Origin of the sequence: Brevibacillus dissolubilis, assembly GCF_006170445.1 — a bacterium.
In the GTDB taxonomy this organism is placed as follows: Bacteria; Bacillota; Bacilli; order Brevibacillales; family Brevibacillaceae; genus Brevibacillus_B; species Brevibacillus_B dissolubilis.
Window position 1 is genome coordinate 350728 of record NZ_VCNA01000002.1, and the last position, 14523, is coordinate 365250.

The 14523-nt window shown below is 50.4% G+C and carries 15 protein-coding genes and 1 pseudogene; 4 read left to right on the top strand and 12 right to left on the bottom strand.

Features of this window, described 5'->3' with window-relative positions:
• The first annotated feature begins 100 nt into the window (after window positions 1-100).
• Window positions 101-1039 carry a multicopper oxidase family protein gene (locus FGI41_RS03630; protein WP_139488591.1) on the top strand — a complete coding sequence of 313 codons (939 nt, stop codon included), beginning with the start codon at window positions 101-103 and terminating at the stop codon, window positions 1037-1039.
• Here FGI41_RS03630 and FGI41_RS03635 read toward each other — a convergent pair.
• The 8 genes from FGI41_RS03635 to FGI41_RS03670 all read right to left on the bottom strand — a co-directional run bounded on the left by FGI41_RS03635 (window position 987) and on the right by FGI41_RS03670 (window position 9275).
• Window positions 987-1610, bottom strand: coding sequence for a TVP38/TMEM64 family protein (locus FGI41_RS03635; RefSeq protein WP_139488592.1), 624 nt, complete (start codon window positions 1608-1610; stop codon window positions 987-989). The genes FGI41_RS03630 and FGI41_RS03635 overlap by 53 nt on opposite strands.
• On the bottom strand, window positions 1607-2992 hold the full coding sequence (locus FGI41_RS03640; RefSeq protein ID WP_139488593.1) for a sensor histidine kinase: 1386 nt from the start codon (window positions 2990-2992) through the stop codon (window positions 1607-1609). The genes FGI41_RS03635 and FGI41_RS03640 overlap by 4 nt, the downstream gene beginning before the upstream one ends.
• An 18-nt stretch (window positions 2993-3010) precedes the next feature.
• Window positions 3011-3703, bottom strand: a complete 693-nt coding sequence (locus tag FGI41_RS03645; protein WP_139488594.1) for a response regulator transcription factor — start codon at window positions 3701-3703, stop codon at window positions 3011-3013.
• 105 nt (window positions 3704-3808) lie between these two features.
• Window positions 3809-5533 (bottom strand): multicopper oxidase family protein, encoded by a 1725-nt coding sequence (locus FGI41_RS03650; RefSeq protein WP_139488595.1) that lies wholly within the window; start codon window positions 5531-5533, stop codon window positions 3809-3811.
• 111 nt (window positions 5534-5644) lie between these two features.
• Window positions 5645-6460: an alpha/beta fold hydrolase gene (locus tag FGI41_RS03655; protein ID WP_176560107.1), complete on the bottom strand. Its 816-nt coding sequence runs from the start codon at window positions 6458-6460 to the stop codon at window positions 5645-5647.
• Window positions 6461-6539: 79 nt separating this feature from the next.
• Window positions 6540-7259, bottom strand: a complete 720-nt coding sequence (locus FGI41_RS03660) for an NAD-dependent protein deacylase (protein ID WP_139489036.1) — start codon at window positions 7257-7259, stop codon at window positions 6540-6542.
• A gap of 136 nt (window positions 7260-7395) precedes the next feature.
• A complete protein-coding gene (locus FGI41_RS03665; RefSeq protein WP_139488597.1) occupies window positions 7396-7659 on the bottom strand; it encodes a phosphopantetheine-binding protein in 264 nt (87 codons plus the stop codon).
• A gap of 275 nt (window positions 7660-7934) precedes the next feature.
• A complete protein-coding gene (locus FGI41_RS03670; RefSeq protein WP_176560109.1) occupies window positions 7935-9275 on the bottom strand; it encodes a cytochrome P450 in 1341 nt (446 codons plus the stop codon).
• A gap of 123 nt (window positions 9276-9398) precedes the next feature.
• Here FGI41_RS03670 and FGI41_RS03675 point away from each other — a divergent pair, with 123 nt between their 5' ends.
• Window positions 9399-10241 (top strand): SPL family radical SAM protein, encoded by an 843-nt coding sequence (locus tag FGI41_RS03675; protein WP_139488599.1) that lies wholly within the window; start codon window positions 9399-9401, stop codon window positions 10239-10241.
• On the opposite strand, the gene FGI41_RS25680 is transcribed toward FGI41_RS03675, so the two are convergent.
• The gene (locus FGI41_RS25680; protein ID WP_139489037.1) at window positions 10207-10341 is read right to left on the bottom strand and encodes a PD-(D/E)XK nuclease family transposase; all 135 of its coding nucleotides are present in this window, start codon (window positions 10339-10341) and stop codon (window positions 10207-10209) included. The genes FGI41_RS03675 and FGI41_RS25680 overlap by 35 nt on opposite strands.
• Window positions 10342-10529: 188 nt before the next feature.
• Here FGI41_RS25680 and FGI41_RS03685 point away from each other — a divergent pair, with 188 nt between their 5' ends.
• Complete coding sequence (locus FGI41_RS03685; RefSeq protein ID WP_139488600.1) at window positions 10530-11369, top strand: hypothetical protein; 840 nt, start codon at window positions 10530-10532, stop codon at window positions 11367-11369.
• A gap of 200 nt (window positions 11370-11569) precedes the next feature.
• On the opposite strand, the pseudogene FGI41_RS03690 reads toward FGI41_RS03685, so the two are convergent.
• The 3 genes and pseudogenes from FGI41_RS03690 to FGI41_RS03700 form a co-directional block, all read right to left on the bottom strand.
• Window positions 11570-12079, bottom strand: a pseudogene (locus FGI41_RS03690) (methyl-accepting chemotaxis protein); the annotation flags it as partial.
• Window positions 12051-12698: a methyl-accepting chemotaxis protein gene (locus FGI41_RS03695; RefSeq protein ID WP_139488602.1), complete on the bottom strand. Its 648-nt coding sequence runs from the start codon at window positions 12696-12698 to the stop codon at window positions 12051-12053. The pseudogene FGI41_RS03690 and the gene FGI41_RS03695, both read right to left, overlap by 29 nt.
• Entirely contained in the window at window positions 12683-12961 is a 279-nt protein-coding gene (locus tag FGI41_RS03700) for a hypothetical protein (protein ID WP_139488603.1), read from the bottom strand. Before FGI41_RS03700 ends, FGI41_RS03695 begins: the two co-directional genes overlap by 16 nt.
• 280 nt (window positions 12962-13241) lie before the next feature.
• Between FGI41_RS03700 and FGI41_RS03705 the strand changes: the two genes are divergently transcribed.
• Complete coding sequence (locus FGI41_RS03705; RefSeq protein ID WP_176560110.1) at window positions 13242-14432, top strand: C40 family peptidase; 1191 nt, start codon at window positions 13242-13244, stop codon at window positions 14430-14432.
• Window positions 14433-14523 lie beyond the last annotated feature (91 nt).

Below are 14523 nucleotides of genomic sequence, written 5' to 3' on the forward strand. Positions count from 1 at the left end.
TTCCCCTTTTTTTCAGTAATGTTCCTCTTATATTGGTATTCGTGCCGCTTCCCTTTCGATTAATGACACGAACCCTATTCCGAGAAAAGGAGGTCATCTGATGAGCCGTTGGGAAAGACGCGTCAGTATGCCGGATGGGAGTATGGCGTCCTATGAACAGCATTCGGGCGCCAAATATATCAAATTAGTCGTTTCGCCGATCACCCAATCGATTTTACCGGACGTATCGATCGAAGCATTGGGGTATAACGGAGCTACCCCCGGTCCATTGATTGTCGTGAATCAAGGGGAGTGGGTGATCCTCGAGGTGGAAAACCGCTCAGAGGAGCCGACCTCCCTGCATGTGCACGGGTTGACCAAACCCAACGAGCAGGACGGCATCCCCCAGATCGAACCAAGCCCGCCGATCAAGCCGGGTCACTCGCTCACCTACCAGTTTCAGGCATGGCAGGCCGGGACGTTTTTTTACCATGCGGCAGACCCGCTGCAGGTCAATCTCGGGCTGATCGGCGGTTTTATCGTATTGCCGTCAGAAGCCTTTTACAGCCGTCCCTTCGTCCCTGATCACGATTACACCTTGATTTTGCAGGAATGGCAGCTGGAACAAAATGAAATAGGCCAGGTTAGCCCCGGCCTCTACCGCCCGAATCGCTACGGGCTGCAACCTAATTTTTTTACGATCAACGGCAAATGCTTCCCCGCCACCAGTCCGCTCTACACGCACTATGGGAATCGGCTCCGCGTACGGTTTATCAACAAATCCAATGATGCCCATACAATGCATATCCATGGACACGATTTTCAGGTCGTCTCGGTGAACGGCTTCACACGCAAGGGCTGGATGGATGATACGATCAACATCGCATCCGGTCAGCGGTTTGACATCGAGTTCCATGCATCCAACCCCGGTGTCTGGCCGATCAACGGGACTAAAACGTTCCATCAGACCAACAATGGGGTCTCCCCCGGCGGGATGATGACACGGCTTATTTATCTGGAGCGTCTGATGTCTGCCGTCGATAGGCCAACAGGACGATAGCAAGAAACATTGCATAGATCGCCGCAACCGTAACAGCGCTGACCCAATCTGTGAACAGCTGATCCCCGACAAAAGCAAAGACCATCATCACCGGGAGCTTCCCGATCACCGTCGCCGCGCTGAAGGCAGCCAGAGACATCCGGCTCAGCGCGGCGTATATATTGATCATTGCAGCAGGCATCACCGGAATCAATCGGGCGAGCAGCACAGACGAGAAGGCGTTCTGCTCTACCATGCGGGTGAAGCGGTCGATTTTTTCAAAACGGGCCAAATACGCCCTCCCCTGCTCGGCCCACGCATACCGTACCAACAGAAACATCAGCACCGCCGCAAGCGATGATGCAATCAGACTGATCACTCCCCCAAGCAACGAGCCATAGGTCGAGCCGATCACACCAGCCACCACCCCATACGGCACAAGCGGAACCAATGCCAAGAGGGTCGCCGCTCCAATCACGAGCGGAATGTGGACAAGCCTGGCCTGGCCCATCCAGCCTGCGATTTCTTGCTGATATCGATAGACGAGCACAGCGATGATCGCATACAGCAGGATCATTCCCCACTTTTTCACGATGCGCCCACCTCCCCTGCCGGAAAACGTACCGTCACCGTCGTTCCTCTCCCAAGCGTACTTTCAATCGCCACGGTGCCGCCGTGTGCCTCGACAAAGCTTTTGACGATGGTGAGTCCAAGTCCTGAGCCGCCCGTCTCGCGCTGACGTGAACGGTCTCCACGGTAAAAGCGGTCGAATACAAACGGCAGATCCTCCTCGGGAATCCCACTGCCTGTATCCTGTACGGTCAGTACCACAGATGTCTCCTCCCGGCGGACGGTCAGATGGACGCTTCCTTGTGCTAGTCCTTGCCCTGATCCAGCCGTGAACTTCAACGAATTCCCCAACAGATTCGTAATCACCTGTGCGATCCGCTGCGGGTCACCGATGATCACTGCATCACGTTGCAGCTCGCACGCAAGCTCAATCCCATCCCGATAAAAGGAAGGCCTCATCGCAGCTGCCACTTCCCTTGCCACAGCGCTCAGATCCATCGGTACTTTATTCATTTTGGCCGTCCCTGATTCGGTGCGCACGACCTGATCGAGATCCTGTACCAGACGCGACAGCCGCAACACCTCATGCCGTGTCGACTCCAGATGCTCCTCATTGGCGTCCCAGATCCCGTCGATCATCCCCTCGATCTGTGCGAGGATCGTATTGATCGGCGTCCGTAGCTCGTGGGCGATGTCTGAGGTCAGCCGCTTTTTCAAATCTTCCTGCTGCTTGAGCGTGTAGATCAGCTGGTTAAAGGAACGTACCAGCTCCACCAGCTCATCCTGTCTTTTGGGGACCGGAACCTGTACCGTCAGATCCCCCTTCGCCGCTACGACAGATGCCTGCCTGATCTGATCGATCGGACGCACCACCAGCCGGGCCAGATAGATACTGACCAACACACCGAAGACGATCAGAAGCCCCATCGCCGACAGCATCGCACTGGTATGTGCCTCTTGGAAATGCTTTTCCAGTGTGCGCGTGGTCTCTGACTCGTAGTTCTGCACATTCACATAGCCGATGACTTGTCCGTCTGATTCGATCAGCAACAGGGGCTGTCGGTAGTAGTAATGGTGGTTCCCTTCACCGAGCTCCATATTATGTTCAAAATCGTCAAAAGTGGCGATGTGCTTTTTATCCTTATCATACAATTCGATATGCACTTCCAGCACCTTTGCCATCGATTCGGCCAGATGCAAGGTCTGTTCGCTCCATCCTCCGTATGACGCATACGCATCAGCGAGCGCCTCTCCCAGTTCTTTGCTGTGCTTGACCGTCACATCACCCACATATAAGGAAAAGTGATGCGATACCTGTTGAATCGAAAACGCAGTGGAAATCAAAATCCCGCTGATCATCACTCCGATCAGGATCAGAGCGAGCTTGGTCCAAATTTTGCGCATGGCGCCACCTCTACCTGGTTACTTCGACTTCGGATCATCCAGACGGTATCCCAGACCATAAACTGTTTTGACATAGACAGGATTTTTGGAATCTTCCTCAATCTTTTGCCGCAGATTTTTGATATGTGAATCAATCGTGCGGTCACTCCCGCCAAAATCAATCCCGAGCACCTCGCTGATCAGCTCTTCCCGGCTCCAGATGCGTCCCGGATAGCGGGCCAGCGTGATCAACAGACGGTATTCATTGGGGGTCAGATCGATCCATTCGCCTTGACGGGTCACCTTTTTGTCATGCAGGGAAATGATCAGGTCTCCAATCTGGATATCATCACTTAATGTCTCATAATCCCCGGTACGGCGCAAGATCGCCCGCACACGCGCAACAAGCTCACGCGGGCTGAACGGCTTGACCAGATAATCGTCCGCGCCAATGGATAGACCATGAATCCGCTCATCCTCGCCGCTTTTGGCGGTCAGCATCAGGATCGGCACGCGGGATGCCTTGCGTACCTCCCGGCAGATGTCTTCGCCGCTGATATCCGGCAGCATCAAGTCGAGCACGATCAGGCCGAATGGATACGACTGGATGAGCTGCAACGCTTCCCGCCCATTGCCTGCGGTCATCACATGGAACCCGTCTGCCTTTAGATACGAGGAGAGGATCTCCAAGATTTTTGGCTCATCATCAACAATCAGAATCATAGATGACATGTTTACTTTTCCCGCCTTTTTCACTGTTTTACTTGTGGAGGAATCCATCTGCTGAAAATGGAAAGCTCCCCGGGGTCAAAAATCCCCGAGGAGAGTGGTTACTTATTAGTGTGGGTTGTTGCCGGCATTCGGGTCTGGAACGAAGGATTTGTAGCCTTGGTACTTCACTTCGGAGACCATTCCTGCTGCCGCATGGTGCAGGTCGTGGCAGTGGAACATCCAGTCGCCTGGGTTGTCAGCGACGAATGCTACTTCGTAGGATTCGCCCGGTGCGACGTTGAGCGTGTCTTTCATCAGAGGTGCGCCGGTGATCGCTTTGCCGTTTTTGCTGAGAACTTGGAAAAAGTGGCCGTGCAGGTGCATCGGGTGGTTGGAGGTACCGACGTTTTGGAAGGTGACTTTGATTTTGTCGCCTGTTTTCACTTGCAGCGGAGGGATGTTCGGTGCTGTTTGACCATTGATGGTGTATTGGGCTTCCTTGTTTGCCCCTTCTTTTTCGCCAAGCGTCATTTTGTAGGTCAATTGGTATTGGGTGTCAGCAGAGAACAGTGCGTTGCCTGCCTGACCGTAGTTGGTGATGTCGATTGGCAGGGTGCCATGGTCGTGCTCTACTTTTGGTGCTGGTTGGCCGTTGACTTTGACGGGAACCAGCATACCTTTGGCGGCTTCGGTCTCGTCGAGGCTTTCGATCTTCCAGTCGTGATCGACAGAAGCGGTGAATTCGATGTCATAGCGCTCACCCGGTGCAATGATGAACGGAGAATCCTCGATCAGCGCTGGATTGTTGATCGGCTGTCCATCTGTGCTGATGATTTTATATGGTTGTCCGTGCAGACGGATTACATGCTTTTGGAAGCCCGCGTTGACAAAACGGAGTCGGACGGTCTCTCCTTTTTTGATGTCCAGCGGCTCGATGGAGGCACCGGATTTACCGTTAACGGTGTAGATGGAGTACATGTCCCGCATCATCTGATCGTGGATAGCGCCGACACCTGTTGCCGGAGTCGCTGCTTGGCCTTGGGTGCTGTGGTCAGCGTGACCGCCGGATGTGGTGCCAGCCGCTTGGTCATGTCCAGCATGACCGGATTGGGCTGGGGCTGCTGGGGCAGCGCTGCCATGGTTCATGCTGCTGTGATCCATGCCGCCGCTTGTGCTGCTGCCGTGGTTCATTTTGCTATGATCCATGCCACCGCTGTTGCTGTCCGTGCTTTGGCCGCTGCCGTGACCACTGTGGTCCATACCGCCGCCAGAGGAAGCAAACATCGCCGGATTCCACTCGTCGAGCACGAGCGTGTACTCCTTGTCTGTCTTCTTCACGTCTTTTTCCTCGACGATCAGGGTGCCATAAAGACCTCTGTCAGCCTGATTGGCACTGTCTTGGTGGGAGTGATACCAGTATGTGCCCGGTACTTTTGCCTCGAACTCATAAGTGAAGCTCGCACCCGGAGCCACAGCGTCTTGGGTCTGACCAGGGATGCCATCCATGCTGTTCGGCAGTGGATAACCATGCCAGTGGATCGTGGTTGGCACGTCCAGCTCGTTTTTGAGTGTGACACGGATCATGTCACCCTGCTGTACGCGGATCTGGCTGCCAGGTACAGAGCCTCCGTAAGTCATCGCTTTGATTTTGGTCTCATCGTTGAGTTCCCAGTTGACCTCCTTGGCCACCACTTCAAAGCTTTTCACCTGTTTGCCGTTCTCGGTGGTCACAGTCGCTTGGGCTGGTTGGCTGGCCTCGGCTGTCGCATTCATGTTCGTGATATAGTAAGCGCCCGCAGACACCGCTGCCATGACGCTGATCGCGGTCAGAATCAGTACGTTCTTATTCATGGGATAATCTCCTCCTCTGCAAGATTTCTTGCTCGCTTCATTTCTTATGTGCTTAATCTATCAAGAAATGTTGCAGGAAATATGGAGAAAACCACTTTGCTCATACTTTTTTTACCAGACGATACGGGTGAGCCAATCTGCTGTGATGGCCCGAAAAATCACATCTCGCTCCAAATACGCATGATGACTGGCCCCGTCCAGTACCGCATAAGTCGCGTGTGGATATGTATGATGGATCAATTGATAGGCATCATGATAACCTGCGATATCATCCTGTCTGCCCGTGATGATCGCGGTCGGCTTGGCAAAAGGCTGCGGCAGCTGATCCACGTCAAATGTGAAGGGATAGCCCCCTCCTGTGCGTAATCGCGTCAGAAAACCGATATCACGGATGTCGCGCCCAGGCATCACTTCATCACGGAACCGCTCCCAAGTCTCTTGGGTCTGTACCCGAATTTTGGAGTGAAAAAGCTCCGCATCCTCTGAAGACAAGCTGGCAAGGAGCTCCTGATTCGGCACGGTCGCATCCACACGTGGCAATGTCCGTTCATCCGCAAGCACGGCCGGACAGATCATCATCAGCCCCGCGACGTCTGCCATACGCCGATGCACCACGCCGCGTGCGATATAGCTTCCATACGAAAACGCTCCAATCGCATAGGCTTGACCCGGCAACACCTGATCGATAAAGTCCAGCACCACCTGCAGGATCTGATCCGAGCTGTCCATCCACGCTTCTCCCTTGGTATGTCCATGACCAGGTAAGTCGAGATAGATCCGCCGATAACCCGGTATTCCTTCAAAAATCGGTTCACATGCACCCTTCATCTGGCGTAAATCATAGGCAAAACCGTGGAGAAACAAAATCGGCTTCCCCTCACCGATCTCTTCATAATGTACGGTGATCTGATTGAGTTGGCATTTCATAGCTGTCATCTCCCAAAGTGTGTGGTTCGCTCTCTTTTCTTCTATATATAGCCGTTGACAATCCGCTCACAATAACCACTCATATCAACAGCTGATTTACCTCTGCCAGCACCTCACCGATTTTGCGGTCATGAATCACCAGATCGGCGTATTCGTCATAATCGGTCGGCTCCATGTTGACGATCACGAGCTTGGCCCCGTTGCGTTTGGCTTCGATCGGAAAATAGTTCGCAGGCGACACCTGCAGAGATGAGCCCAGCACGATAAACAGATCAGCCTGTGATGACTCCAGCTCAGCCTGATCCACCGCGTCATGCGGCAACGACTCCCCAAACAGCACTACATTGGGCCGGATAAACCCGCCACAGGTACATACCGAACCGTTTTCTTCTATATATTTGGTCAGATCATACGCTTGTCCGCAGTCAATACAATGCAACCGGGCAATCGTACCATGAAGCTCGATCACATGCTGACTGCCTGCCCGCTGGTGAAAGCCGTCCACATTTTGCGTAATGATCGAGTGAATCAGCCCGTCCCGCTCCCACTCCGCTAACAGCTTATGCCCTCTATGCGGCTGGCACGAGATCAGTCCCTTGATTCTTTTCTGATAAAACGCAAAAAACTCATCCCGATTCCGCATCAACGCATACGTGCTCGCAAGCTGCATCGGGTCTTTCTCCTTCCAGATGCCTTTGGCTGAGCGAAAATCAGGAATTCCACTCTCCGTCGACATCCCTGCTCCTGTGAACACAACGGTATGGTTCGCTTGCTTCAGATAAGCTGCCAACTGATTAATAGGCACACACTCCACCTCATTGTTTTGAAATTCTGGGTTCATCGTTTCTACTACTTATATCCTATCATGAAAAAGGAAAGAAAATCCTGTTTGGTATGGTTTTGGGCAAGCAAAAAGAGCGCATTTCAGCGCCCTTTTACGAAACATTCCGAATTCTCTCGTTCACCTTGTCGTGCAGCACATCTACGATTCCCGCAATCGTACTGATTTGGATCAGATCAACCAACGGCAGGCGGACATTCAGCTGTTTCATTGTCATCACCACGACCTCCATCGCGTCAATCGAGTTGACTCCCATGTCGATCAGGCAATCCTCCTGGGTGAATGGCTCGCTTTCCATGTACGGAACCACTTCAAAAATGTTTTCCTTTAATTGTTGGTAAATCTTCTCCTTGTCCATCTCAATCTCTCCCCGTTTGGCTGTGAAATCAGGCTTTTTTCTTCATCTAATCTTTATCTTTTTTAAACAAAAATTAACAATCTAAATAATATTAAAAGTGGTAAATCTATACTTTTTAACTATTATATTATGAATAACAAACGTGTCAATAGATAATTTGTAATAAAATGACATTGGTAGAAAAATATATTTATGGCTATTATTATGTTGGCGCTTTCATAAAAAATACCCACAACACCGGACGGATTCCTCCGAGATGTTGTGGGTGGCTTTCATTATGTACGTCTGCTGACTCTCATGGTGAGACCGTTGCGGATTCGCAGGGAAACGAGCGGTTCTGGTTCGACGGGAGGTTGATCCGGCAACAGTTGGAGCTGATACCTTTTTCCAATGGTCGCTAAGATCAGCACCGCCTCCATCATGGCAAAATGGCTGCCGATACAAGAGCGGGACCCGCCGCCAAACGGGAAGAAGGCGAAGCGTGGGATGTTTTTGATCTCTTCCCCGGCGAAGCGTTCGGGAATGAACGAATCGGGATCAGAAAAATAAGCGGGATTACGGTGAATGGCAAATGGACAGATGATCATCGACGAATGGATGGGAAAATGATATCCGCACATCTCCACATCTTGATTCGCTTCCCGCAGGATGACCCATGCCGCCGGATAGAGGCGAAGGGATTCCTGCACAATCTGCTGGGTATAGGTCAGCTTCTGAAAATCATCAAACTCGGGATCACGGTCTCCCAGTACGTCGTCGAGCTCCTGCCAAAACTTCTGCTCAACCTCTGGATGCTTGGCGAGTAAATACCATGCCCAACTAAGCGCATTGGCAGTCGTCTCGTGACCTGCGATCATGATCGTCAGTACTTGATTGCGGATGGCTTGGTCGGAGAGCGGACGTCCGGTTTCCCCATCGATCGCCTCGATCAGCATGGCGAGCAGATGGTTTTGCTCTGGAATATACTCGTCGCGTGCCTTTTGGATGATCCGATAGATCGCCTGATCGAGCAGCTGGACAGCTTCCTTGTGCTTGCGGTTCCATCGGGTCGGGAGAAAATGCGGAATACTCACCGGCGATAACAGACGGTTGGCACTGAACTCGATGCAGACCTCGACAGCCTTGGCCAGCTCATGGGTGGCATCAGCAGTATCAGTGTTAAACATGGTCTTGTTAATAATCCCAAGCGTCAGGTTCATCATATCATCCGTCATCGAGCGGTTGGCCCCATCTGAGAAGGTATCGACGAGCCGTCTGCTGTACTCCACGACATGTTCCGCATAGCCTGCAATCTGCTGCTTGTGAAACCCCGGCATCATCATCCGGCGTTGCTCTTCGTGCACAGCTCCTTCACTGGTCAACAGACCGTTGTCTAAGGTCATTCCCAAAATCCGGCTTGACCGCCCCTTGCGAAAATAGCTATCTTTGGAGACAAGGATTTCCCGGATCAGTTCTGGAGAGTTAATGACAAATGGCGGTCTTTTTTCCGTATCATATAATTTGACCGCATCTGCCAGGTCACGTACCTGAATCAGAAAATCTATCGGATCACGGCGAAAATGCAAATAGTTCTTCAACCGCGACCCGCCTACTACGGTTACATGGATGTTGTCCAAAAGGATTCACCTGCCTGATCATGGAACATGCTATATGCTTCATTATACATAAAAGAACGATGCGATACAGGCTGTTGTGCCGTCGTTCATTAGATTCGATCTGCAAGGAGGCCATGTTTCGTTATGGACATCACACATAAGGTTCCATCTAAGGTGCTGACACCGACCGGAGGATTTTTGACAGGCTACACCCATACGCTCAATCCGTATGTCGGTTGTTCTTTTGCCTGCTCATTCTGTTATGTACGCCAGATGCCCGTCTCCCTGTTTCGCAAAGCAGAGTGGGGAACCTGGGTGGATGTGAAGCAGCAAGCAGCGGAAAAACTGCGAAAGGAATTGCGCAGTGCGAAGAAAAAAGGGCCTGTCACGATTTTTATGAGCTCGGCAACAGACCCGTATCAACCAGTGGAGTATCGGGAACAGGTGACAAGGGGCCTGCTTGAAGTACTGGTGGAAGAGCCGCCGGCGTTTTTGTTCGTGCAGACGCGTTCGCCATTGGTCGTGCGTGACCTTGATCTGTTGGTTCGGTTGCGTGAGCGGGTCCGGGTCAGCATCACCGTGGAGACCGATTTGGAAGAGATGCGCCGTCAGTTCACTCCAGCCGCCCCACCGCTCGCGGCCCGGATCAAAGCACTCGCTGCATGCCGTAACGCAGGTCTGGACGTACAGGCGGCCGTCTCTCCGCTGCTTCCTTGCTCCGGTTCTTTTGCCCAAAAACTGCGTGGTGTGGTCGATCGGGTCGTACTGGATACCTATCAGATGGGAGACGGGTCTGGCGGCAAGCGGACACAGCGGCTCGGGATTGATAAGCTGTACCAGCAGCTGGGGGCAGAAGAATGGTACACGGGCGAGGCATTTCAACGGGTGCATGCTCAATTCCTGGAGGCGTTTGCTGATGGGACCGTGTTCGTGAGTCAGGAGGGGTTTTTGCCTAATCGGGATGAATGTGGGGGTCAAGCAGAATGATCTCGGTGAGCAGCTGGTCTGGATGCGGCTGTAGAATGGCATTGAGCAGGGAAAGCAGGATGTCCTTGTTCTCCTCTGTACCGAAAATGCGTTTGAAAATGAAGTCTACCTAATGTGAAAAACGGTCGTTTTTAGGATAATGGTTATTCAACTCTCGGGCAGGTTTGTGTAATAACAACTTTACATTTTGATTGTAACAGAAATAAACTAATAAATTTTGGTTAAATTGTTAAGGGGCATTCTAATTCCAAAATTAATTGATACTAAAAATGTAAAGGATGGGAACACATGCCGAAAATATACTGGTACTACGGATTGGTTATCATTGGCTCTATTATGTTAATCTATACGGTTTACAAAAAGAAAAATATACCTGATATTATTTCATTTTTTTCTTTTACTACAGCGGTGTCATGGATGATTGAAGGAGTTATTCTTTTCATTCTGGATGCTTATGCCTATAAACCGGGGCTTTTTCAAGACCCTTTTGCTGAAAATATTATTGGTCATATGATTGCTAATACAGCATTATGGGGTTCAACAGCTATTTTGGTTATGTTCTTTCAGATTTCAAACCCTTGGCTTTGCTTTGTATCTGTTTCTTTTATGTTGATTGAAGAATTTTTTCTTAAAATCGATGCCTACGAACAAAATTGGTGGAAAACCTATATGACAGGTATCGGGGTTTTTCTGTTTATGCTGGTTATGAAAAAGTGGTATTCGAGATTTTATAGAAATGGTCACAAACTCCATCGTGTCATCACATTTTGGATGATTGCATGGTTTTTTATTAAAATACCAACAAGCATACTTACAGTGTTGGGGAAGGTTTTTTATAATGTGGACTGGTACGATAACATCTATCGGTCAAGTGCACTTTATGGCGCGTTTGTTTACGATGCTTTTATGGCTTCCATTTTTACACTCTTTGTTAGTGTATTTAAAAAAACTTATTGGTGCATAGTACCGATTATCATAATAGTTGTAGGGGACATCTTTCTGTACTATATGGATATTTTGACATTTCACAATGGATGGAATTTAATCTACCTAATCATTTTCCAAACACTGTCTCTAGGCTTGTTTATATTATGCGAAAAATTTACGTTGAAACCTCTTCACAATTAACCCCTTTGCTCCTTCATCGGTGCAGTCTTCATACGATCCCAAAAAGCCTCAAACTCATCTTCGCAAAGCCACATGATACTCTCACTCTCTTCATCCGCCGTCCACACTACTTCATTGTCAAGCCAGCGAGCCTACCTTGTTTTCTACAATCACTTTCATGAAGGGTTCTGCCAAGTCTGCCTGATTAGTTAGGTTGTTAATTATTGTTCTTCCATCACAATCTGACCCAACGTATGCGAAATACGCTCCAACTCCCGCACACTCTCCACCATACTCTGCACGCGTTGGTTCTGCTCTTCCGCATTGGCAAGCATCTCTTCCGTCGCAGCGGATGTCTCTTCCGTAATCCCAAAGACCGATTCCACTTCACGCAGTATCGTGGTTGAGAACTGTTCCAGACTGCGTACCAGATCCTCCACAGCATTGGCCTGTTGTACGACCTGCTCGGTATTAACAGAGATCCGTTCAAAAATCGTCTCCACCCGCTTCGTCGCCATGCCGCTCGATTCAACAGCAGTTTGACCTGCATTCACCTGTTCGGCCACCTGCTCGGACTTCGACTTGATGCTCTCCAAGATCGCAGCGATTTCCCGCGTGGACTGTTGCGAGTCTTCTGCCAGCTTACGCACCTCATCTGCTACGACAGCAAAGCCTCTACCCTGTTCGCCTGCACGGGCTGCCTCAATCGCCGCATTGAGCGCCAACAGATTTGCCGATGATCTGGCTCACTTCTCCCATCGAGTCGGACAAGCTGCTCATCTCGCGGTTCCCCTCGTTGGTGATCTGTGCAGTAGACTGGGACAGCTCGCGCATCGAGTCAGACGCGCTTGCTACAGATTGGATGCTTTGATTGATCCCGTGCATGGAATCATTCATGCCGTTGACACTGATCGTCTGGGATTCGATGCCGTGTGCGATCTCATTGAAGGCCGTCGTTACTTCATTCGATATCTTTCCAGTGATAACCGCGTTTTCCCGCAGATGACCGCTCACCTGATTGAGCAAGGTCGCCGATTGTTGTACCTCTGCAAAAATACCGTCCATTTTTTCCTTAGCCTGCTGGGATTCCTTGGCATAATTCACCACATTGCGGAGCATCCCGTGACCGATTCTGCTCTGCATCACCAGAACACCTGTCACCAGAAAAAGAAACGAGTTGATCGTCAACAGCTTGAGATGATCCAATCCGATGAACATCGTGTCATGATGAGTGAAAAAGAAAGTATTGGTCAGGACTAGTGCGATAGTCCCGGACATGATAATCGGTTTTTGATCGTGATAAAGCGTCGAGATCGCCAGGCTGTAATAGACCATCAGATAGGTAGGCATGGTTGCTCCAGTGCCATCATCAGGGCAGTCAGAATCCCCAGCGCTGCTACCACTACATACTTGATCTGGGCAACCATCACTTTTCGCCAGATCAAAGCGTGAACACATAGGCAAATCAAGCTCCCTACGATCAGCAGAGACAAGATAATCTGCATACCCGATTGAGATATGATGTAAGAAACAAGACCAATAACAAGCGAAAACCAAAGGAGTTTGATAAGCAGCCGGTTACGTTGATGAATGAGTTCTAGTTGTTGATCCATGATGTTCTCCTTTGCCAAATAATGGAACAGGATGGTAAGCGCAACAAGTTCCCGAAAAAAACAGGGTAGACCAAAATGCTCATAAAACCTATATCTACATGCAAATCATTAACAGTGTTTCTATTATTTTCACTGCACATATGTCTTTTGATAGAGATGAAAACAAGCCTTTCTGCCTAGGAAAAAAACGGGATTTTTCGTAGAATCGTGGGGATTTATCAAGTAAAATGATAGAATACTAGAACTGACAGATTGGCTGGTGATGATGGTGAAAAAGTGCATGACGACCGCACTGGCTTTCGCCGCCTTGCTCTTCCCTGGGCAGGCTTTCGCATCTACATACGTGGTGGCTCCTGGAGACACTTTATATAAGATTGCTAAAATACATAATGTTTCGGTACAAGTCATTGTCCAACAGAATCAATTGGAGAATGAAACCATCCAAGTGGGACAGACCCTGCAGATCGGTGGAACAGCGGCAGCTACCCCGACGGCTCCGGCTGGTTCTTCTGTACAAACATCTTCCCCGGCTGCCCCTGCCTCAAACCAAGCAAAAACTGCCACCGTAACTTATGGCCAACATGTCTTGGTTCCCTCCCAGCAAGTGACGGCCAAATCCAGCGGGCCGATTCAATTGGTTCCGGCACCTGCCCATGTGTCCGCTGCAAGCAAAAACAAGACGACAGGAAGCACGGCAGCTTCTGCTCCTGCTAAGCAGTCTTCTTCTGCATCGCAGACATCTTCCGGGTCTTCTTCCTCTTCTACTGATGCAGCCTCATCATCGGTTGGCACAGGCACTTCCAACGGCTCTGCTCCATCCGCTCCGGCTACACCTGTCGTTACTCCGTCCACAGTAATCGAAGCAGGCAAACAGGCCCGCGTGTCCGCCAATGTGCTCAACGCCCGCCAATCCCCTTCTGTATCGGCTCCAATCGTGGGCAAGCTTTCAGCCGGGATGCTGGTCAAGGTACTCGAAGGCGGCAGTGAATGGACCAAAATCTCTTATAACAGCGGCGAAGCCTATGTCGCTACCATGTATCTTGACAGCGTAGTCTCGCTTCCTACAGATGGCTACACTGGCGCGGACGGCAATACCGAGCTTCTGGAAAAGCTCAATGAACTGACAAAGCCTCTGCTTGGTATCCCATATATCTACGGCGGCACCACGACAGCAGGTTTTGACTGCAGCGGTTTTACCAGCTATGTGTTCTTGCAGCTGGGGGTTACCCTCCCACGTACCTCTGATGAACAGTTCCGTGTCGGCCAAGAAATACCGATGGAGGAGCTCGTACCGGGCGATCTGCTTTTCTATGATGCGCTTAACAAGGGCAAGGTTTCCCACGTTGCGATCTACATGGGCGATGGGATCATGATTCACGCCAATGGCACCGAAGTCCGTTATGAAAAAGTAGTGAATATGCACAAGCTCTATCCGTTTTATGGTGCGAAGCGCTTGATTCCGTCGAACTAGACGGTTGACGGTTGAGCTAATAGAAAAAGAAGAGCCGAAGATGACCTGCCAAGCTGCGGCAGGATCATTTTTCGGCTCTTTTTTGGTAGTA